Here is a 20,340-nt window from a genome sequence, read left to right as displayed (position 1 = left end):
AAGAGGCGACATCATGGAGTTCGCATCCGCCATCGACTGGGCCCGCCGTCATGTCGACGCAGGGCGCCTGCCCACCGCCGTCGTGGGAGTGGCCGACGCCGGCGGCATCCGCACCCTCGACGCGTTCGGGGCGGATCCCGACGCCGTCTACCCGCTGTTCTCGATCACCAAGATGCTCACCGGGATCACCGCGACCAGGGCGATCGAGCGCGGGCTGCTCACCCCCGACACCCCGCTGACCGACGCGCTGCCCTCGTTCGGAGCCGAGCGCGACGACGTCGTGCGACTGCGGCACCTCGCCTCGCACACCTCGGGCATCGCGGAACCGCCGCTCGACACCGCCGTGCCCCTGCGCGAGGAGCTGCTCACCCGGGGCCGCGACTTCGCCGCCGGTACCGCCTCCCGCTACTCGACCATCGCATTCGAGGGCGTCGCCGCCCTGATCGAGCACACCACCGGCACGACCTGGGATGCCGGAACGCTCGAGTGGGCGCGTTCGGTGGGAGCGACCGGTCTGACGCTCGAGCACGAGGGGTCGGTCGACGTGCCTGATGCCGCGGCCGGCGGCCTCGACATGCACCGGTTCCGCGCGACGCGCGCGCCCGGCGCGGGGCTGCTCGGTCGGGCGGAGGATCTGCTGCGCATCGGCTCGGAACTGCTGCGGATCGATCAGGGCGCGCGCGACGGCATCCTCACTCCTGCCGGGCTCGCCATGATGCGGCGACCGCTCACCGGAGACATCCCACGCCTGGACCCCTACCCCGCCGAACGGGGTCAGGACTGGGGCTTCACCCTAAACCTGCGCTCGCGCGCCGCCGGCCTGATCGACCGCGACGTGTACGGCCACGGCGGGTGGGCGGGTACCGAGTTCTGGGTGCATCCGAGTGCCAGCGTCTGCTGGGTGCTGCTCACCAATGCGTACGCTCGCCCCGGCGTGGATCCGGACCAGCTCGACAACGCGGTCGTCGCCGGGGTCTGATCGACCGGTCCCGACTCCGTCGAGCAGGACCGGGTCGAGACCGCGACGGGGCCGAGACCGCGACGGTTTGTCGGGCCGATCACCGAATATCGGGCCGGAAAACGCGTTCTCCCCCGACGAAGCGATTTCGACCCGACGAAATGCACGCGGATGCCGGTCAGGCACCCCGAAAGGTCAGCCGGCGTGACGGATCAGTCCGGCGTGCAGGGGTTCCGAGGGCACCCCCGGTTCAGCCGGCGTGCCGGGCGATCTTGGCGAACATGTCTTCGAGCAGGAAGCGCACGTCGACGCTCTCGACCACGAGGATCTCCCGCTCGGGGTCGGCGGCCTCGTAGTGCCCATCGGCGGTGAACCGCACCCCCGGCTGCCGGCGCATCGCGGCACAGAACGGGTCGATCATCAGCGCGATGGCCGGCGAATCCCCGAGCGAGCGCGACTCCACGGCGACGCGGTGGTACTGCGAGTTGAAGTCGACGACCTGCTGGGCGAGGTAGCGGCCGAGCTCTCCCTGCGGCTCGACGCGCGCCTCGAGTTCTGCATAGCCGACGTTCACCTGACGGTAGATGTTCGAGGGCACCTGCCACAGGCGGATGCCGGAATCGAGCACGACGTTCGCCGAGGCGATGTCGTTGCGCAGATTGAACTCCGGCCACGATCCGACCGAGACGAGGTCGCCGTAGGGCGGGCCGCCGATCCAGATCACCGTGGTGTCGGTGTCGGCGATGTCGGGCGCGAGCAGCAGCGCACTCGCCATGTCGGTGAGCGGCCCGAGGAACGCGATGAACAGCGGCCCGGCATCCGTCCGCCGCGCCTCCTCGATGATCAGCCGCGCACCGGGGCTGTCGACGGGCGTGCTCTCGTCGGGAAGCGCGTGCGGGGCGCCGTCGGCGGTGGGGACGTCGCGACCGAGGTCGAGGAGCTCGAGCAGCAGGTCGAGCTCGGCGCGGGATTCGGCGAGAGATTCGGTCGTGCGGTGCGTGCCGAAGTGCGCAGGGATCACCCCTCGCACATCGAGCGTGTGCGAGAGCAGCGCGTGCACGATGGCGAACTGGTCGTCGGCCTCGTTCTTCACATCGGAGTTGATGATGACGCGGCGGGTGCGTCGATCGTCGTTGATCATGTCGTCCTTCGGTGGCCCTCAGCGGCCGTCGGTGGCGTTCAGCGGGATGGGGGGGTCGGCGCGCTCGGCGAGCAGTCGAGCGGTGGCGGTGGCCATGTGCACGGCCATGGCGGATGCCGCGGCGTCGCCGTCTCCGCCACGGACCGCGGCAAGAACCGCCTCATGCTCGGAGGTGGCGATCTCCGCGTGCTCGCGGTCGTGCACGGCACGATCCGCGTACACCTGGAGGAGCGAACGGATCACGTGCAGATGGTCGGTCAGCGTCGCATTCCCCGCCGCCTCGGCGAGGGCGTGGTGGAAGTCGAGGTCGGCCCGCGCGAACGCGTTCAGGTCGTCGTAGCTCTCGCGCATGCGGGACACGTCCTTCTCGAGCCGTGCCGTGATCGTCTCGTCGGCGCGCGCTGCGGCGAGCCGCGCCACGAAGATCTCCAGCCCCTCGCGCAGTTCGAGCAGCTCGGCGGTGTTGCGCTCCCCGATCAACAGACCCCAGCGCAGCGTCTGCGGCAGCAGCTCGCTCGCTGAGCCCCGCAGATAGGTGCCCGAACCGGGGCGCACATCGACGATCCCGAGGATCTCGAGAGCGGCCAGGGCTTCCCGAACCGCCGAGCGCCCGACGCCGAGAGTCGTCGCGAGCTGCCGCTCCGGCGGGAGGCGGGTGCCGGCGGCGATCGAACCACCGGTGAACAGGTCGAGCATCCGGCGGGCGACCTCCGACACCGGGGTGCCGGACGGCAGCACGCCGAGAGCCGCGGTGATCTCGGCGGAGCGGTCGTCGGGAAACGCGGGCATGGGAATCAAGATACGGCAGTCGTCGCGATTTCGACATTGATTTCGGTCAACCGGTTTGGCAGACTGGCGGCGGGCGGCCACGGTCGCCCTTCTCCGCACCAAGCGAGAAAACGTTTCCTCACTGATCGAGGAGACGCGACGACACTCGACGACGAGAGGCGATCACGATGACTCCCCGACACCTTGCTCCCCTGACCGGGACCCGCAGACGCACGGCGATCGGAGCGACAGGAGCAGCACTGGTCGCCGCCTTCGCCCTGGCCGGATGCTCCTCCGCAGGCCCCGGAGAGGCGGTGACGACCCTCGATCCCGACGAGCACGTGTCCATCAGCTTCACGTTCTGGGGCAACGATGTGCGCGCCGCGCTCTACGACGAGGCCGTGGCCGCGTTCGAGGAGCAGCATCCGAACATCGACGTCAAGGTGCTCTTCCTCTCGCCCAACGACTACTGGGAGAAGCGGCAGATCGAAGCCTCGGGCGGAGGGCTCCCCGACGTCGTCACGATGGACCTCGCCTACCTGCGCCAGTACTCGGAGAGCGGGTCGCTGCTCGACCTCGAACCATATCTCGGCTCGATCATCCAGACCGACGCGATCGAGGATCAGGTGCTCTCAGCCGGCGTGGTCGAGGACACCACGACCGCGATCCCGCTGTCGACGAACTCCTGGGGCATGTTCCTCAACACCACGCTGCTCGCCGAGATCGGCGTCGACGGCTTCGATGGCGGCACCTGGGACGACTACTACACCTGGATCGGCGAGGTGAGCGACGCGGCATCCGCGAAGGGGATCGACGCCTGGGGCGGGGTCGACCCGACGACCCGCATCGAGAACTTCGAACTGCAGCTGCGCGCCGAGGGCGCGAACCTGTTCGACGAGGACGGCACACCCGGATTCGACGAGGAGCGCCTGGCCGAGTTCTGGAACTCGGTGGCCGACCAGCGGGCCGACGGGCAGGTCGCACCGCAGCAGCGGGTCGCCGAAGTGCAGCCGCTGACCGCCTTCGACGCCGCTCTCACCGCCAGTGACGCCACGTGGGACAACACGGGCGCCGGATTCCTCGGCAACCTCGGCGAGGGCTACGAGATCGAGCTGGTCGCCCCGCCGCTGACGGAGGAGGGCGGCAAGGACCTGTTCCTCAAGGCATCGCAGATGTACTCGATCGCCGCGAATTCCGACCATCCCGCTGCCGCGGCGACACTGATCGACTTCCTCGTGAACTCGCCCGAGTCGGGCGAGATCTTCGGCACGAACCGCGGCCTGCCGGCATCCGCCACCGCCCGCGACGCCGCCGACCTCGACGAGTTGAGCCAGACCATCGCCGACTACGAGGCGTCGATCGCCGAGCGGCTCGGCGACGCACCGCCCGTGCCGATCGTCGGCTACGGATCGCTGCACGAGAAGTTCCGCGAGCTCGGCGAGGAGCTGAACTTCGGCACGATCACGGTCGACGAAGCCGTCGAGCAGTTCTTCACCGAGATGGGCGTCGTCGTCGACCAGTGACGCGCCCCGCGGGGCCCGGCGGACTCGCCGGGCCCCGCTCCGCCTTCCTTCCGGAGACTCATGAACGCCTCACCCCCACACCCCTCGTTCGGCATCCAGGGCCCGGCCGTCGCCCTCGCGGACCCCTGGGCCGGCGATGCCTCCGATGCCGTGATGCGCACCGGCACCGGCATCCCGATCCCCTCGCAGGACCCGCCGCTCACCCCGGCGCAGTTCACGTCGACCCTGCGCGATCTCGGCGCGGAATTCTATGTGCACCACGTGCTGCCGACCGAGTCCGATCATTCGCGGATGCTGCACGACCTCACCGAGGCGGGCATCGATGTGGTGCTCGGCAACGAGTACGGCAACATCAACGGGCCGTATGTCGAGGGGACCAACCGCTGGGACATCCCCGCCGAGCTCATCGCGGCGACATCCGAGGCGGGGCGACTGATCGGCGTGCTCTACGACGAGCCCGAGCATCTGCAGATCCATGCGGATCAGTACCGCGCGGACGCGCACCTTCCGCACTTCGGACAGACGCACGGAACGGATGCCGACGGCGCGCTCGCGATCATCGATGCCACGGCGCGCTCGATCGTCGACGACGTGCACCGGGCGGTCGGCACCGAGATCCCCGTCCTCGCCGAGCATGTCTTCCCTGTGCTGTTCCACGCGTTGGCCAGGGCCGGGATGACGCCGACCACGAAGGTCATGAAGGAGTCCTTCCAGTCGCTGCAGCTCGGCACCGCGCTGGGCGCAGCGCTCCAGTACGGACGGGAACTGTGGATCTGCGCCGACCTCTGGGGGCCGGACGTGGGCCCGTGGACGACCAGAGCTCCCGGCTTCCCCGGGCACTCCCCCGACGAGTTCGCCTCCGCGCTGCGCCTCGCCTATTTCTTCGCCCCCACCCGCCTGTTCGTGGAGAACATCGACGTGCTGATGCGGCACCCCGGCGGCGGGCGTGTCGAACCCACCGAGCACGGCGAGGTCTGGCAGGAGTTCGTCCGCGACTTCGTGCCGCAGCATCCGCTGCACTGGAACCATCGTGAGGCGCGGGCCGACATCGCGCTCGTGCACGCCGACGACAGCGACTTCGGTCGGGGCGAGCGTCCGTTCGGCAACCGCGCCTCCGCGGCACCCGAGACCGCCCGCAGCGTGTTCGCCGCGTGGCACGCGCTCAGCCACGGCACCCTGCCAGCGGGCGGCAGCAACATGCACATGCCGGGATACGACTTCCCGCGGCACCGTCTGAACGACGTCGATCGCGCGCTCTTCCCCCTCCGGTCGGGTGCCGCCCAGCAGCACCCCGTGCACGGCCTGTTCCAGCCCGTGCACGGGGTGCTGGCCTTCGACGAGCACGTGACGGAGTCGCCGCTCACGGACGCCGGGCTGATCGTGGTCGCGGGCAGCCGCTTGCCCTCCGCGACCTTCGACGTCCTGCGGAGAAGAGCGGATGCCGGCGCCACCGTGCTGATCCCGTCATGGCTGTGCGACCCGAGCAGGTCGTCGAGCAGCATCGCAGGTCGTTGGATCGTCTACGACGACATCCAGGAGCCGGATGCGCAGGAGGCGATCGCCACGCACAGCGGCTCGCCGGAGGTGTGGACGCAGCGCTTCGGCACGCACGAACTGCGCATCACCGCAGCGGACGAGTACGGGGAGGCGCTCGAGTTCGAGGTCGTCGGCCCGTCCTGATCGGCGGGCGGGCGTAGCGCGGAGCCGGCGCCCAGCGGCATCCGACGGTCGGAAGGACGAATGTCCGCCGAAATCCGCGATCTCGACCGACGTTCGTGTTCTCGACCGACGTTCGTACGTCGCAGTGCACGAACCGGCCTTGCAATTGGTCAACCGGTTTGACACACTAGTGCGCGTACCTCGATCACCGTCGATGAGCCCAGGAGTCGTAGTGGACCAGACAACCAAGAGTGAGAATCCGATCGCGAAATCCGCGATCCGGAAGATCTCCATCCGCCTCGTGCCGTTCGTGGCGTTGATGTTCTTCATCAACTACCTCGACCGTTCGGCCATCGGGTTCGCCTCCCCCAACGGGATGAACGACGACCTCGCCCTGTCCGCCGCTCAGTTCGGCTTCGCCTCGGGCGTGTTCTTCATCGGCTACATCATCCTCGAGGTGCCCTCGAACCTCGCCCTGCACAAGTTCGGAGCCCGCCGCTGGCTCGCCCGCATCATGGTGACCTGGGGCATCGTCGCGCTGCTGTTCACCTGGGTGCAGAACTTCGAGCAGCTCGTCATCCTGCGCTTCCTGCTCGGCGTCGCCGAGGCCGGGTTCTTCCCGGGCGCGATCCTCTTCCTCAGCCTCTGGGTGCCCGCGCAGTACCGCGGTCGCGTGCTCATGCTCTTCTACCTGGCGCAGCCGCTCACCACGGTGATCGGCGCCCCGCTCGCCGGTGCGCTCCTCCAGCAGCACGGCCTCTTCGGTCTCGAGGGCTGGCGCGTGATGTTCCTCGGAGTCTCGATCCCCGCGATCGTGATCGGCATCGTCGCCTGGTTCTACCTCAAGGACAAGCCCTCCGATGCGAAGTGGCTCACGTCCGAGGAACAGGTCTGGCTGACCGGCGCTCTCGAGGCCGAGCGCAAGACGACCGAGGCCGGCCAGAAGCACGTCTCGATCCGCCACGCGTTCTCCAGCGGCCGCGTCTGGATGCTGTCGCTCATCTACTTCGGATTCATCTACGGCCTCTACGCTCTCGCGTTCTTCCTCCCCACGATCATCGAGGGCTTCCAGGGCGAGAACGGCGTCACCTTCGACGTGCTCCAGAAGGGGCTGATCACCGCGATCCCGTACCTCCCAGCCGCGATCGTGATGTACTTCTGGTCCCGTGATGCGAGCAAGCGCGGTCTCAAGACCTGGCACATCGCGGTCCCCGCGATCGCCGGCGCCGTCTCGATCCCGCTGGCCCTGTTCGCCGGCTCCCCCGCCGCGACCATCGCCGTGATCACCGTCACCGCCTGCGCGATCTTCGCCGCGCTGCCCAACTTCTGGACGCTGCCGACCCAGTTCCTCACCGGTGTCGCCGCCGCAGCGGGTGTCGCGCTGATCAACACGCTCGGCAACCTCGCCGGGTTCAGCGCCCCCTACATCACCGGTGCCGTGCACGACTGGACCGGCGGCTACGAGATCCCGATGTTCATCGTCGGCGGCTTCATGCTGCTCTCGGCCGTCCTCATGATCGTCCTCTCCCGCCAGAACCGCGCGAAGGCGGAGACCTCGGAGGTCGCAGCATGACGCGTCTGTGGAACGACCCGGCCGACTTCGCCGACGAGATGATCGACGGCTTCGTCGCCGCGAACTCGCGGTCGGTGCGCCGCGTACCGGGCGGCGTGGTGCGCTCGACGGTCGTGCCCGAGGGGCAGGTCGTCGTGATCGTGGGCGGCGGTTCCGGCCACTACCCCGCGTTCGGCGGGCTCGTCGGCCAGGGCTTCGCGCACGGCGCGGCGATGGGCAACCTGTTCGCCTCTCCCTCGACGCAGCAGGTGCACGCGGTCGCGAAGACCGCGCACCGCGGCGGCGGGGTGTTCCTCTCCTACGGCAACTACGCCGGTGACGTGCTGAACTTCGACAGCGCCCAGGAGCGTCTGCGTGCCGAGGGCATCCCCACGCAGACGGTCGCCGTGACCGACGACATCGCCTCGGCCCCCCTCGACGAGAAGCACAAGCGCCGCGGCATCGCCGGCGACCTCACCGTGTTCCGCACCGCCGCCGCCGCGGCGGAGGCCGGATACGACCTCGACGCCGTGACCACAGTCGCGGCCAGGGCGAACGAGCGCACCCGGTCGTTCGGTGTCGCTTTCACCGGCTGCACGCTCCCCGGCGCTCCCGCCCCGCTGTTCACCGTCCCCGAGGGGCGCATGGCGATCGGACTCGGCATCCACGGCGAGCAGGGCGTCGACGAGACCGACATCCCCACCGCAGACGAACTCGCCGAGCTCCTCGTCTCGAGGCTCCTCGCCGAGATCCCCGACGGCGTCGAGGCCCAGGGCGCCCGGGTCGTGCCGGTACTGAACGGGCTCGGATCGTTGAAGTACGAGGAGCTGTTCGTCGTGTACCGGCGCATCGCACAGCTGCTCGAAGCCGCGGGCCTGGTGATCGTCGACCCGCACGTGGGCGAGTACTGCACGAGTTTCGACATGGCAGGCACTTCGCTGACCCTGTTCTGGCTCGACGAGGAACTCGAGACCCTCTGGAACACCCCCGTCGACGCCCCCGCCTACCGCCGCGGATCGGTCGTCGCCGCCGCCCAGGCAGAGGTCTCGGATCGCGCTGATGCCGAGGACACGATCGCCCAGGGCGACCCGGTCTCGCAGACCGTCGCGCAGACCGTCGGCGCCGCCATCCGTCTGATCGTCGACACGATCGACGAGAACGTCGACGAGCTCGGACGCATAGACGCGATCGCCGGCGACGGCGACCACGGCATCGGCATGCAGCGCGGCTCGCATGCCGCGCTCGACGCCGTCGTGATCGCGGTCGAGGCCGGTGCCGGGGCGCAGACGGCGCTCACGCGCGCAGCGGATGCCTGGGCGGACAAGGCCGGAGGCACGTCTGGTGCCCTCTGGGGCGTCATCCTCAACGCCGTCGCCGCCCACCTCGGAGACAGCGGACGTCCGGATGCCGTCGCCGTGGCCGCGGGCGTGGCCGACGGCGTGCGCGGCGTGCAGACCTACGGCAAGGCCGAGGTCGGCGACAAGACCATGGTCGACGCCCTCGTGCCGTTCACCACCACGCTCAGCGCGGCTGTCGACGGCGGTGCCGAGCTCGCTCCGGCCTGGGCCACCGCCGCCGAGGCCGCGACGCGTGCCGCCGAGGCCTCGGCGGATCTGCTGCCGAAGATGGGCCGCGCCCGCACCCACGGCGAGCACGCCGTGGGCACCCCCGACCCCGGTGCGGTCTCGTTCGCACTGATCACCACTGCTCTCGGCGCTATGCTCGCCGAGCATTCGAACGGAAAGGGAACACACTCATGACCGACCAGCTCCGCATCGTCATCGGCAGCGATGACGCCGGTTTCGACTACAAGGAGATCGTCAAGAAGGATCTCCAGAACAACGACGGCGTCGCCTCCCTCGTCGATGTCGGCGTCGACGCGGATGGACATACCGCCTACCCCCGCGTCGCGATCGCCGCCGCCGAACTCGTCGCCAAGGGCGAAGCCGACCGGGCCCTGCTGTTCTGCGGCACCGGACTCGGCGTCGCGATCGCGGCGAACAAGGTCGCCGGCATCCGCGCCGTCACCGCCCACGACTCCTTCTCCGTCGAGCGCGCCGTGCTCTCGAACAACGCACAAGTGCTCACCATGGGCCAGCGCGTCATCGGCATCGAGCTCGCCCGCCGCCTCGTCCGCGAGTGGCTCACCTACCGGTTCGACGAGACCAGCGCCAGCGCCGAGAAGGTCGCCGTCATCGACGAGTACGAGACCACCGGAACCTGCTGATGGCGAAGGTCACCGTCGGCGTGAGCCTGAAGATGTACTTCGGGCACGAGCGGGCTCGCGCCTGGTTCGACGAGGTCGCGGCACGCGTGCGCGCGCACGAGGCCGTGAGCTCGGGAGCCGTCGAGCTGTTCATCACGCCGACGTACCTGCAGGTGCTGCCCGCGGTGGCCGCGTTCGAGGGCACCCCGGTGCGCATCGGCGGCCAGGACGTCTCCTCCGAGGACTCCGGCGCATTCACGGGTGAGGTCTCGGCCGCGGAGCTCGCCGAGGTCGGCGCCTCGATCGCCGAGATCGGTCATGCCGAGCGTCGTCGCCTGTTCGGCGAGACCGAGGAGGTCACAGCCGCCAAGACCCGCGCCGCTCTCCGCGCCGGCCTCACTCCGCTGCTCTGCATCGGCGAGGTCGAGAAGCAGGATCCGGATGCCGCGGCCGAGGTCGCCGTGGCGCAGCTGCGCTCGGCGCTCGACGGTGCGGACGCAGGCCCGGTCATCGTCGCCTACGAGCCCGTCTGGGCGATCGGCGCCCCGGAACCCGCCGGGCACGATCACATCCGCGTGGTCGCTGCGGCGCTGCGCGCGGCTGTGGAGGCGGATGCCGACCGCGAGGGCTCCGCCGTCATCTACGGCGGCGCAGCGGGCCCCGGTCTGCTCACCGCACTCGGCGACGCCGTGGACGGCGTGTTCCTCGGCCGCTTCGCGCATGATCCCGCCGCTCTGGTGACCGTGCTCGATGAGGCGGCGGAGCTCGCCGCTCGTCGGGAGGGAGCGACCGGATGATCGGCTTCGGCACCTACGCCTACTTCTGGCAGCACTCTGATCGGGTTCCCGAGCCGCTGAGCCTGATCGGCGCGTTCGAGGACACCCGCGAGCAGGGCGTCGAGCTGTTCCAGATCTGCGACTACGCGCCGCTCGACACGATGAGCGATGCCGAGCTCCGCAATGCGGCATCGGCCGCCCGCGACCTCGGCCTCACGGTCGAGCTCGGCACCAAGGGCATCGTCCCCGAGCACCTGAGCCGGTTCCTCGGTCTCGCCGAGGTGTTCGACGCACAGCTCGTGCGGAGCATGGTCTACGGCCCCGATTCACGTCCTTCGCTCGACGAGGCGGAGACCTGGCTGCGCAGCAGCATCCGCTCGTTCGAGAAGGCGGGTGTGACGCTCGCGCTCGAAACGTACGAGCAGGTGGCGACGCCCGATCTCGTGGGTCTCGTCGAGCGCGTCGGCAGCGACCGGATCGGCATCTGCCTCGACCCGGCGAACATCGTCGCACGGCTCGAGCAGCCGCGCACGTGCGTCGAGCAGACCGCGCCGCTGGTCGCGAACGTGCACGTGAAGGACTTCGCGTTCGCGCGGCAGGACGGCTGGGTGGGCTTCACCTACTCCGGCACCGCCATGGGCACCGGCCTGCACGACTACCCGCACCTCCTCGAGACCGTCAGCCCGCGCGAGCGCGGCATCAACGAGATCGTCGAGCACTGGCTCCCCTGGCAGGGAGACGCACAGACCACCATCCGAACCGAGCGGGAATGGACCCGCACCACCCTGGAATACCTGAGGAGTACGCAATGAGCCACAAGATCGCTGTCATCGGCGCCGGAGGCAAGATGGGCACCCGCGTGTCCAACAACCTCGTGAAGACCGACCACACCGTCTGGTACGTCGAGAACTCGCCGGCCGGACAGGAGCGCACGCTCGCCGCCGGTCGCGAGCTGACCGAGGCCTCGGTCGCCGTCGCCGACGCCGACATCGTCGTGCTCGCCGTGCCCGACCTGGCCCTCGGCCCGGTGACCGCCGACCTGGTGCCGCAGCTCAAGCCCGGCACCATCGTGCTGACGCTCGACCCGGCTGCCGCCTACGCGGGCCTGCTGACCACGCGCGAGGACATCATCCAGGCAGTCGCGCACCCGTGCCACCCGTCGATCTTCCTGCAGCGCGAGACGCCCGAGCAGTGGGCCGACACGTTCGGCGGCATCGCCGCCCCGCAGGACGCGATCGCCGCGATCGAGAGCGACGACCCCGCCAAGAAGGCGATCGTCGAGGAGACCGTCCGTGCGATCTACGCGCCGGTCATCGACGTGCACTGGGTCACCATCAAGCAGCTCGCGCAGCTCGAGCCGACCCTCGTCGAGACCGTCGCCTGCATGATCGGCGACCTGCTCAACGAGGCTCTGCAGGAGACGGTGAACACCATGGGGGTTCCCGAGGCCGCTGCGCGCAGCATCCTGTACGGGCACACGCAGGTCGCTCTCGCCAACGGTCTGCGCGGCGACAACCCGTTCTCTGACGCCTGCCTCATCGCGATGGACTACGGTCGCGAAAGCATCATCAAGGACGACTGGAAGAAGATCTTCCAGGACGACGAGCTCGACAAGAACCTCGCCCGCATGCTGCACCTCGACCACATCGAGCGCTGACCGTGGGACAGCTCGAAGGCAAGACCGCGCTCGTCACGGGCGCGGCTCTCGGCATCGGTCTCGCCGTCGCGACCCGCTTCGCCCGTGAGGGTGCACGGGTCGTGCTGGCGGACCGCAACGGTGAGGGTGCGGCAGCTGCGGCGGCCGCCATCGGTGCGCAGGCACGTGCGGTGACCATGGACATCTCCGACGAGGATGCCGTCGCCGCAGGCTTCGCCGAGATCGAGGCCGACGGCTGGGCGCCCGACGTGGTCGTTGCGAACGCCGGCGTGCAGCTTTTCGGCCAGGACGCGCAGATCGCCGACCTCGACCTCGAGGTCTGGCGGCGGACGGTGGACATCAACCTCACCGGCTCGTTCCTGACCCTCAAGTACGCGGTGCGGTCGATGCTGAAGACGGGTGGCGGATCCATCATCCTCACCGGCAGCCCGACGGCCGTGAACGGCGAGGGCAAGGACTTCACCGCCTACAGTGCGAGCAAGGCCGGCATGCACGGTCTCGGTCGCACCGTGGCCGCGGCGTATGCCGACCGCGGCATCCGCGTGAACACGGTGCAACCCGCGTACACCGAGACCCCCCTGGTCGCCGCGATCAGCGAGGACCCCGAGTCGCGGGCGGCGATCGTCGGCCGCATCCCGATCGGCCGTGCCGGCACACCCGACGATGTCGCCGGCATCATGGTGTACCTCGCCAGCGACGACGGGTCGTTCGCGACCGGCGCGACCTTCCAGGTCGACGGAGGCATGACCAGCCTCTGAGCCTCGCTGCACGCACCACCGCGCCCCTGCCGTTCGCCCTGGAACGACAGGGGCGCGGTTCGTGTCCGGTGCGCCGAGACCGCCGGCATCCCGCGCTCGCCGTACGATTGCGTGAAACCGCAGAGCGAGAGAGGGTCCGATGACGGGCTATCGGCCGAATCCCACCATCAACGCGGTGGCGCGCGAAGCGGGCGTGTCGGTGGGGACGGTGTCGAACGCGATCAACTCCCCCGATCGCCTCGCTCCCGAGACCCTGCAGCGCGTGCAGGAGGCGATCGACCGTCTCGGCTATATCCGCAGCTCGGCAGGGCGCACGCTGATCCGCAACCGCTCGGACGCCCTCGGCCTGATCACGCCCGATCTCGTGAACGTCCTGTTCGTCGAGATCGCGCGCGGTGCGCAGCTCACCGCGGCGGCGAACGGTCGGTATCTGATGATGGCGAACAGCCTGTTCAACGCGCACGAGCTCGCGGCGGGGACCGCGCAGCTCGACATGCAGGACGAGTTCCTCGAGCACTTCGCGGAGGCGCGCACCGGCGGCGTGATGGTCGCCTCCATGCGCGACCCCGCCGCGGGCATCGCCCGCATCCGCAACCATGTGCGCCCGATCGTGGTGGTGAACTACGACGTGCCGGATGCCGACTGGTGCACGGTTCTCATGGACAACGAGCAGGTGGGCAGGGCAGCGGTCGAACACATCGCCGGCCTCGGCATCCGTCGGGCGGTGTTCCTGTCGATCCCCGACATCGTGCAGCCCGTCGTCGAGCGTCGCCGGGGCGCGCGGGAGGCCGCGGCGCGGCTCGGGATCACGCTCATCGAGGTCGAGACCACGGGTCTGCTGTCGGCGGATGGTCACGCGAGCACGGCGGCCCTGGCCCCCTGGCTGCGCGGCGAGCGCACCGCGATCCTCGCGGTGAACGACAAGGTCGCGCTCGGCTGCCTGCAGCAGCTGCGCGAGCACGGCGATCTGCGGGTGCCCGACGACGTCGCCGTGGTCGGCATGGACGGCGACCACCGCGACGGCGGTGCCGACTGGATGACTCTCACCTCGATCGAGCTGCCCGGGTTCGCGATGGGAGCCGAGGGCGTGCGTCTGCTGGCCGCCGAGGGAGAGCCGGACCACGTTCACGAACGCGTCGTGCTGCCGATCGGCATCCGTGCGGGCGAGAGCACGATGGGTGTCGCCGCGACGCGGCGACGCGGCGACGCCGGTTGGCACGCCGACGCCCCTGCTGAGCATCCGCGCCCCCTCTGATTCACGTGATTCAGCAGGGGCGCGGGCGACGAGCGGGGGCGTCGGCGACGGTCAGCGTGCGTGAATCAGAGGGGGCGCGGGCGCTGGGAGGGGGCGGCGGCGAGGCTCAGCGCGCCTCGCGCAGTCCCACCCGCACCAGGTGCTCGTTCACGAAGCGCCCCTCGGGGTCGAGCCGCTCGAACACGGCGCGCGCTTCGGCCAGCCGTGGCGAGACGCGTTCGATGTCGGCGCGCTCGAGGAGGTGCCACTTGCCCCAGTGCGGGCGGGCGCGGAACGGTGCGAGTGCCGGCTCGATGAGCTTCAGCGCCTCGGTCACCGCGTCCGGGCGGTTCTCCCAGGTGAAGTGGATGATGAACGCATCGCGCTCGTAGGCACCGCTGAGCCAGAGGTCGTCGGCGGCGGCCGTGCGCAGCTCGGTCCAGATCACGTGCTCGGCGAAGGCCGGGGACACCGCGCGGACGGCGCGCAGCGCGGCAGCGGCATCCTTGCGGTCGACGAAGTACTCCGACTGGATCTCGTCGCCGCGCGAGGGCTCGGCATCCGCCCGGAAGTGCGGCCAGCGCTGGTACCAGGGGCCCGCGGTGCCGATCTCGGTGACGTTGTCGCCCATGCCGAGGGGCGAAACGCCGGTCTCGGAGAGTCGCCCGCCGAGCAGTTCGGTGGGAATGACCGACTCGGGGGTGGTGCTGCGGCGCTTGACCCAGACGAAGCCGAGGTCATCGGCCCAGCGGGTGAACACCGAGACGCTGTCGCCCGCTGTGGTCACCGCGTCGATGTCGTCGAGGAGGTCGTCCCAGGTGACGCCCTCGTAGATGTCCTGGCGGACGTCGTACGTCGGCTGGATGTCGAGGGTGAGCTCGGTGAGGATGCCGAAGGCGCCGACGCCGACGGCGAGCGCCGCGAAGTCGGGCTCGCCGCGCCGCACCTCGTGCACCTCGCCGTTCGCGTCGAGGAACCGGATCGCGGCCACCGCGCTCGTGAGGACGCCGTTGCGGTCTCCCGAGCCGTGCGTGCCGGTCGATGTGGCCCCGCCGACGCTGATGTGCGGGAGGGAACCGGTGTTGTGCAGCGCCCAACCGGCGTCGTGCAGCTGCTTCGCGAGCACGCCGTACCGGGTGCCCGCAGTGACGCGCACGGTCCGCGATTCGGCGTCGATGACGGCCGGGCGGTCGAAGCCGCTCATCTCGATGAGCGTGCCGGTGGTGTCGGGAAGGTCCGTGAAGGAATGCCGGGTGCCGAGCGCGTGCACGGGACCGTCGCCGCTGAGCGCTTCGCGGAGCTCCTCCTCCGTCGACACGGCGATGTGCCGGGGTGCTCGATACTGGTATGTGCCTGCCCAGTTGCCTGTCATCGCGGCCCTTTCCGCTCGGTGTATCTCGGATGACACTATCGGTCGAATTGGTCAACCGGTTACGCTGGATGGATGGCATCGACGACGGATTCCTGGTGGCGCACGGACGCGCAGCAGTGGCGCTCTGGCGGGTGGAGCATTGAGCTCCGCGGCGACGAGTTGGCGGAGATCTCGTACGGCGGACGGATGCTGCTGCGCGCGGTGCGGGCGGCGGTGCGCGATCACGGATGGCTCACGGTTCCCGTGGCCGTCTCGTCGGTGACGTCGACCGACGATTCCCTGGCCCTCGAGCTTCGGCACGAGGGTCTGGGCGCTCTGATCACCTCTCGCCTCACGGTGGCGGCGGATGACGAGCAGCTCGTCATCTCGTGGGAGGCCGTGAACGGCCCGGACTTCCACACCTGCCGGGTCGGGCTCGTGGCTCTGCATCCGGCGGCCGAGGCGGGGACCGCAGCAGCCGTCGAGCATCCGGACGGCAGCGTCGAGCGCACCGCGTTCCCCACCGCGATCAGCCCGCATCAGCCGATCTTCGAGATCCGCGAACTGCGCATCGACGACGGAGCGACGCTGCGCTTCGAGGGCGACGTGTTCGAGATGGAGGACCAGCGCAACTGGACCGATGCCTCATTCAAGACGTACAGCCGGCCGCTCGGGCTGCCGTATCCGTATCGGCTGGATGCCGGCGAGCGCATCGCGCAGTCGATCACGGTGCGTCCGCCGCGCGGTGACGCATCGGAGGTCAGGGATTCGGATGCCATGATCGCGCTGGTCGAGGCAGGGATGTTCCCGGCCGTCGGCGTGGAGGCGTCGACGGCCGCATCTCCCGTCGATGAGTCGGACATCGGAGCGCTCCGTGTCGTCGAGCTGAACCTCACGACTCCCCCTTGGCCGGCTGCGCTCGCGCGGGCGGCGGCGGACGGCGTGCCGCTGGACGTGCGGATCGTGACTGACGGAGCGCCGGATGCTCTCGATGCGGTGGCATCCGCACTTCGCGGGCTCGATGTCGTTCGTGTCACGCCGTTCGATTCCGTGTCGCACGTGAGCGAGGAGGCGACGGTTGCGGCTGCGCGCGCGGCGCTGTCTGCGGCGGGCGTCGACGCCCCCGTGCTGGCCGGGGCGCGGTCGCACTTCACGGAGCTCAATCGCGAGCAGGCGCGGATCGCACGGGATGTCGCGGGCATCGCGGTGAACACGACGCCGCTGTTCCACACGCTCGACACCGAGCAGTTGGTCGAGGCGCTGCCGATGCAGCGCCTGATCGCGCTGCAGAGCGTGGTCATCGCGGACGGGTTACCGGTGCACATCGGTCCGGTGTCGCTGCGACCCCGGTTCAACAACGTGGCGACGAGCCCCGAGGCCGCGCCGACGCGCAGCGACCTCTCCGAAGGATATGGAGCAGAGTTCACCGGCGCCGTCGATGCGCGGCAGTCAGCTCCCGAGCTCGCGGCGTGGGTCGTCGCGAGCGCCGCGGCGCTTGCCGTTCCCGGCGTCGAGACGCTGTCATGGTTCGAGACGGTCGGTCCGCGCGGGGTCGAGGGGACGCCGGCGGCTGAGGCCGTTCAGGCGCTCGTGTCGCTCGGCGGCGGGACGCTGCTGACGGGTGAGAGCCCGGACGGCCTGGTCTGGGCCGTGGGGTCGAGGGCCGAGTCGGGCGATGCCCTGCTGGTCGCGAACGTCGGACGGGAGGCTCGACGGATCACGGTGGCGGTTCCGGGCCGCGAGGACGTGATCGTCCGGGTGGATGCCGGGGCGTGGCAGCTCGTGCGGGTCTGACGAGCGGTCTCGGCCGTTGGAGATTCGCGGCGTCCCGTGCGGTGGGGAGGAGAACACACGCTGGGGCGGAGAAATCCTAGAGATTCTTCCGCCCAAGACGGCGAACTCTGCCCCAGCGTGCGCGCACCCCCGCTCCTCGATCCACGCAGCACCCGCACGGCGGGAAGGAGAACACACGCTCGGGCGGAGAAATCCTAGAGATTCTTCCGCCCGAGACGGTGAACTCCGCCCCCGCGTGTGCGGGGTGTGAGCGCTGTCAGGCGGACGGCTGACGCCAGTCGAACTCTGGTGCGAAGCCGAGGCGCTCCTGGATCTTGCGCACGGAGAAGAGCGACTCGAATTCGCCCAGATCGTCAGCGACGGGAGTGCCAGGGAACCACCGTGCTGCAGCATCCCGCGATGGCGAGGCGACGCCGGACTGCGGATGCGCGACGTGGTAGATCTCGAAGCCCGGCCGGGCGTGCCTGATCGCGAGCGAGACCGCCTGAGCGCCGTCGCGCGCGTCGATCCAGGATCCCAGCAGGTCGCGCCGATATCCGGGTTCCGCCGCCCGCTCGAAGGTGGCGTACTCGCCCTCAGCCACGACGTTGGTGAAGCGCAGGGCTGTGATCGACGTGCCGTCGGCCCAGTTCACGAGCTGCGCGGCCATCGCCTCCTCGACGATCTTGCCGAGGGCGTACGTATTGAAGGCCTGCGCGTGGGACTCGTCGAGCGGGAGAAAGGGCGGCGGCACCTCGTACGGGAACCCAGTGGCCGTGATGCTGGATGCCGTCACCACGGTGCGGATGCCGGCGCGGTGGGCAGCGAGGAGCACGTGGAATGACGCGAGGACGTTGTTCTCGAAGGTCGTGACGTCGGGGACGAGACCGTTGACCGGGATCGCGGCGAGATGGACGAGAGCGTCGAGTCCTCGGTGTCGTGCGGTGACGCCGAGGAGCGCATCGAGGACCTGCCCGTAGTCGGCGAGATCGACCCGGGTGAAGCCAGGACCCGCGGGCCCAGCGAGATCGAACCCGATGACCTCATGGCCTTCTTCGCGCAGCCGGGTCACGGTCGCCCTTCCGAGCTTCCCCTCGCTGCCGGTCACGCCGATGATCATCAGGACTCCTTCGTCGTCTTCCTCGTCAGCGGCTGATCCTCATTGAAACGTGTCACTCGCCGCCCGACTCCAGTCTTCCATGTGGCACAGCCGGATGCGGCAGAGTAGCTGGCCAGATCTGATCAGGTTCAGCCAGTCCGGCGGCAGCAGCGCTGGCGACGTGCAGAAGCGCGGGGAAGCGCGGCAGCGACGTCTGCAACCAAGGTGGCGCGGGCAACCCAAGGAAGGTCGTGGACGAGAGAAAGCGCGGCCCCAGCCCAGATCCCCGCATCAGCACCGCACTCGCACCCGTACACGCACACGAGAGGCGCTTCCCACTGATGCAGTCTCCGCGGGCCAAGCAGACGACAGCGGTGACCACGATGGCGCGCTCAAGCCGCAGAGACAGGCCCAAAGAATCTCAGGATCGACGACGGTCTCGTCCCGATTCCCGCTGAAGTCACGTGCTCACGCGTACGCCTGTCGGCCGGCACGGCCGGCACGGCCGGCACGGGCGACCACCAGCACAGGACGAGGGCTGGTTACAGGACTTCGAAAGCACGACAGTGTTTACAGCCGGCGCGGACGGTGGAAGATGGTTCCGCGTCGTGGTCAACCGGTCCGGGCGGTGGTCAGCCGGCCCGCACCGTAGCCCGCCGGCCCGCGCCGTGGTCAGCCGACCCGCGCGTCGTGGCGAGTTGGTCCGGGCGTGGTGGTCCGCTTCCCCGCGTGGTCAGCCGGTCCCGGCGGCGTGAACAGGTTGGAGGATGGGTCGTGGGGTGCGCCACCTGCGGGCGGGGTCCCACCAGCCCGGACCCCGGATCTCGGGCACCCCATGGTTCATGCGGATCTCCCACCCGGACGTGTCCAACGACCGGTGGTGCCACCAGCACAACGGGACCCCGTTGTCCGTATGCGTCGGCCCACCCCGAGCATGCTCGGTCACATGGTGGATCTCGCACCACGACGCCGGCACATGACACCCCGGGATCAGACACTCCTTATCCCGCAGGATGATCGCCCGCCTCTGATGGACCGTGAAGATCCGGTCGGTGACACTGATCCCCACGATCCGACCCTCATCCATCAACACCCGCTGAATCGCCCCCGTGCATGCCGTGTGCGTCGCAACAGAGACCGGCACATGGGCGAGGGACCCGTTGTCCGTTCCCGGAGCACCCGGGATCCGCGCCCACCCCGTCCCGGCCGCGAGATCGGACACGTTCACGTGCACCACGAGCGTCGGCGACGCCCCACCCAGAGACGGGGTGTCCTCATGCCGTGCGGCGATTCCCAGCGCGGCAGCGAGAGCGTCATGTCGCTTCATCCCCGCATCACGGTTATCCAGGCGGGCTGCGTCCGGCATCGGACCGGCGCACGAACTGCACCCGTCGCAGCCGGCTCCGTTGCAGGCGGCCCCGTCGCACGGGGCATCCTCACGTCCGGCGTTCCCGATCGCGGTTTCACCGTCGGTGTATCCGCCGTCGGAGGGCGCGAAGTGCACACCGCCGGGTACGGGTGCGCCGCCGACTTTCGGGTTGTTGTACGCGTCGAAGATCAACTGCAACTGTGCGGCGACCTCCGGCAACAGGTTCCCCGTGATCGAGTGCAGCCCGTTCTTCGCCGCCCCGATCCTCACGAACCGCCGCGACGACGCATCCCTGTCCTTCGGCTCCGCCCCATCCGGATCCAACACCGCCGCGAGATACTGGGCAGCGTTGCGCAACTCCCCCGGCGTCGCCGGCGGACCCTGCCGCCCACCCCGCCCCGCGCCATCCGACGCCGCCGACGCCGCATCAGCGCCGTCTCGATCGCTGCCGTCCCTTTCGGCACCCGCACCACCGTCGCCACCGGTCTCGCCGTCAGCATCCACGTCCGTATCCCC

17 protein-coding genes are annotated in these 20,340 nt (G+C 69.6%); 12 read left to right on the top strand and 5 right to left on the bottom strand.

What is annotated here, in order from left to right; all coding sequences use genetic code 11:
* The first annotated feature begins 13 nt into the window (after positions 1 to 13).
* Complete coding sequence (locus ACI3KS_RS09380; protein ID WP_404917537.1) at positions 14 to 979, top strand: serine hydrolase domain-containing protein; 966 nt, start codon at positions 14 to 16, stop codon at positions 977 to 979.
* Positions 980 to 1,208: 229 nt separating this feature from the next.
* Here ACI3KS_RS09380 and ACI3KS_RS09375 read toward each other — a convergent pair whose 3' ends face one another.
* Together ACI3KS_RS09375 and ACI3KS_RS09370 are read right to left on the bottom strand one after the other, a co-directional pair.
* Complete coding sequence (locus ACI3KS_RS09375) at positions 1,209 to 2,099, bottom strand: nucleoside hydrolase (protein WP_404917535.1); 891 nt, start codon at positions 2,097 to 2,099, stop codon at positions 1,209 to 1,211.
* 18 nt (positions 2,100 to 2,117) lie between these two features.
* Complete coding sequence (locus ACI3KS_RS09370) at positions 2,118 to 2,888, bottom strand: FadR/GntR family transcriptional regulator (protein ID WP_404917533.1); 771 nt, start codon at positions 2,886 to 2,888, stop codon at positions 2,118 to 2,120.
* Positions 2,889 to 3,055: 167 nt separating this feature from the next.
* Between ACI3KS_RS09370 and ACI3KS_RS09365 the strand changes: the two genes are divergently transcribed.
* The 10 genes from ACI3KS_RS09365 (at position 3,056) to ACI3KS_RS09320 (ending at position 14,253) form a co-directional block, all read left to right on the top strand.
* Entirely contained in the window at positions 3,056 to 4,390 is a 1,335-nt protein-coding gene (locus tag ACI3KS_RS09365) for an ABC transporter substrate-binding protein (protein ID WP_404917531.1), read from the top strand.
* Between the two features lie 60 nt (positions 4,391 to 4,450).
* Positions 4,451 to 6,070, top strand: coding sequence for a hypothetical protein (locus ACI3KS_RS09360; protein ID WP_404917529.1), 1,620 nt, complete (start codon positions 4,451 to 4,453; stop codon positions 6,068 to 6,070).
* Between the two features lie 193 nt (positions 6,071 to 6,263).
* Positions 6,264 to 7,622 carry an MFS transporter gene (locus tag ACI3KS_RS09355; protein ID WP_404917527.1) on the top strand — a complete coding sequence of 453 codons (1,359 nt, stop codon included), beginning with the start codon at positions 6,264 to 6,266 and terminating at the stop codon, positions 7,620 to 7,622.
* Positions 7,619 to 9,361 carry a dihydroxyacetone kinase family protein gene (locus tag ACI3KS_RS09350; protein WP_404917525.1) on the top strand — a complete coding sequence of 581 codons (1,743 nt, stop codon included), beginning with the start codon at positions 7,619 to 7,621 and terminating at the stop codon, positions 9,359 to 9,361. Before ACI3KS_RS09355 ends, ACI3KS_RS09350 begins: the two co-directional genes overlap by 4 nt.
* The gene (locus ACI3KS_RS09345) at positions 9,358 to 9,828 is read left to right on the top strand and encodes a ribose-5-phosphate isomerase (RefSeq protein WP_404917523.1); all 471 of its coding nucleotides are present in this window, start codon (positions 9,358 to 9,360) and stop codon (positions 9,826 to 9,828) included. The genes ACI3KS_RS09350 and ACI3KS_RS09345 overlap by 4 nt, the downstream gene beginning before the upstream one ends.
* Complete coding sequence (locus tag ACI3KS_RS09340) at positions 9,828 to 10,604, top strand: triose-phosphate isomerase family protein (protein ID WP_404917521.1); 777 nt, start codon at positions 9,828 to 9,830, stop codon at positions 10,602 to 10,604. Before ACI3KS_RS09345 ends, ACI3KS_RS09340 begins: the two co-directional genes overlap by 1 nt.
* The gene (locus tag ACI3KS_RS09335; protein WP_404917519.1) at positions 10,601 to 11,395 is read left to right on the top strand and encodes a sugar phosphate isomerase/epimerase family protein; all 795 of its coding nucleotides are present in this window, start codon (positions 10,601 to 10,603) and stop codon (positions 11,393 to 11,395) included. Before ACI3KS_RS09340 ends, ACI3KS_RS09335 begins: the two co-directional genes overlap by 4 nt.
* Positions 11,392 to 12,240, top strand: a complete 849-nt coding sequence (locus tag ACI3KS_RS09330) for a phosphogluconate dehydrogenase C-terminal domain-containing protein (RefSeq protein WP_404917517.1) — start codon at positions 11,392 to 11,394, stop codon at positions 12,238 to 12,240. Before ACI3KS_RS09335 ends, ACI3KS_RS09330 begins: the two co-directional genes overlap by 4 nt.
* Positions 12,241 to 12,242: 2 nt before the next feature.
* Positions 12,243 to 12,998, top strand: a complete 756-nt coding sequence (locus ACI3KS_RS09325; RefSeq protein WP_404917515.1) for an SDR family NAD(P)-dependent oxidoreductase — start codon at positions 12,243 to 12,245, stop codon at positions 12,996 to 12,998.
* A 139-nt stretch (positions 12,999 to 13,137) separates the two neighbouring features.
* Positions 13,138 to 14,253 carry a LacI family DNA-binding transcriptional regulator gene (locus tag ACI3KS_RS09320; RefSeq protein WP_404917513.1) on the top strand — a complete coding sequence of 372 codons (1,116 nt, stop codon included), beginning with the start codon at positions 13,138 to 13,140 and terminating at the stop codon, positions 14,251 to 14,253.
* Positions 14,254 to 14,359: 106 nt separating this feature from the next.
* Here the strand turns inward: ACI3KS_RS09320 and ACI3KS_RS09315 are convergent, their stop codons facing one another.
* The gene (locus ACI3KS_RS09315) at positions 14,360 to 15,604 is read right to left on the bottom strand and encodes a D-arabinono-1,4-lactone oxidase (RefSeq protein ID WP_404917511.1); all 1,245 of its coding nucleotides are present in this window, start codon (positions 15,602 to 15,604) and stop codon (positions 14,360 to 14,362) included.
* A 72-nt stretch (positions 15,605 to 15,676) separates the two neighbouring features.
* Here ACI3KS_RS09315 and ACI3KS_RS09310 point away from each other — a divergent pair, with 72 nt between their 5' ends.
* Positions 15,677 to 17,377, top strand: coding sequence for a hypothetical protein (locus ACI3KS_RS09310; RefSeq protein ID WP_404917509.1), 1,701 nt, complete (start codon positions 15,677 to 15,679; stop codon positions 17,375 to 17,377).
* Positions 17,378 to 17,633: 256 nt separating this feature from the next.
* On the opposite strand, the gene ACI3KS_RS09305 is transcribed toward ACI3KS_RS09310, so the two are convergent.
* Complete coding sequence (locus ACI3KS_RS09305) at positions 17,634 to 18,476, bottom strand: NAD-dependent epimerase/dehydratase family protein (protein WP_404917507.1); 843 nt, start codon at positions 18,474 to 18,476, stop codon at positions 17,634 to 17,636.
* A 712-nt stretch (positions 18,477 to 19,188) separates the two neighbouring features.
* On the bottom strand, positions 19,189 to 20,340 hold a 1,152-nt coding region (locus ACI3KS_RS09300; protein WP_404917505.1), incomplete at its 5' end, for a DUF222 domain-containing protein.

The sequence above is a fragment of the Microbacterium sp. ZW T5_45 genome (genome assembly GCF_044987415.1).
Taxonomy (GTDB): domain Bacteria; phylum Actinomycetota; class Actinomycetes; order Actinomycetales; family Microbacteriaceae; genus Microbacterium.
Note: the sequence above shows the minus strand (reverse complement) of the source record. Positions and strands in the feature narration are given on the sequence as shown.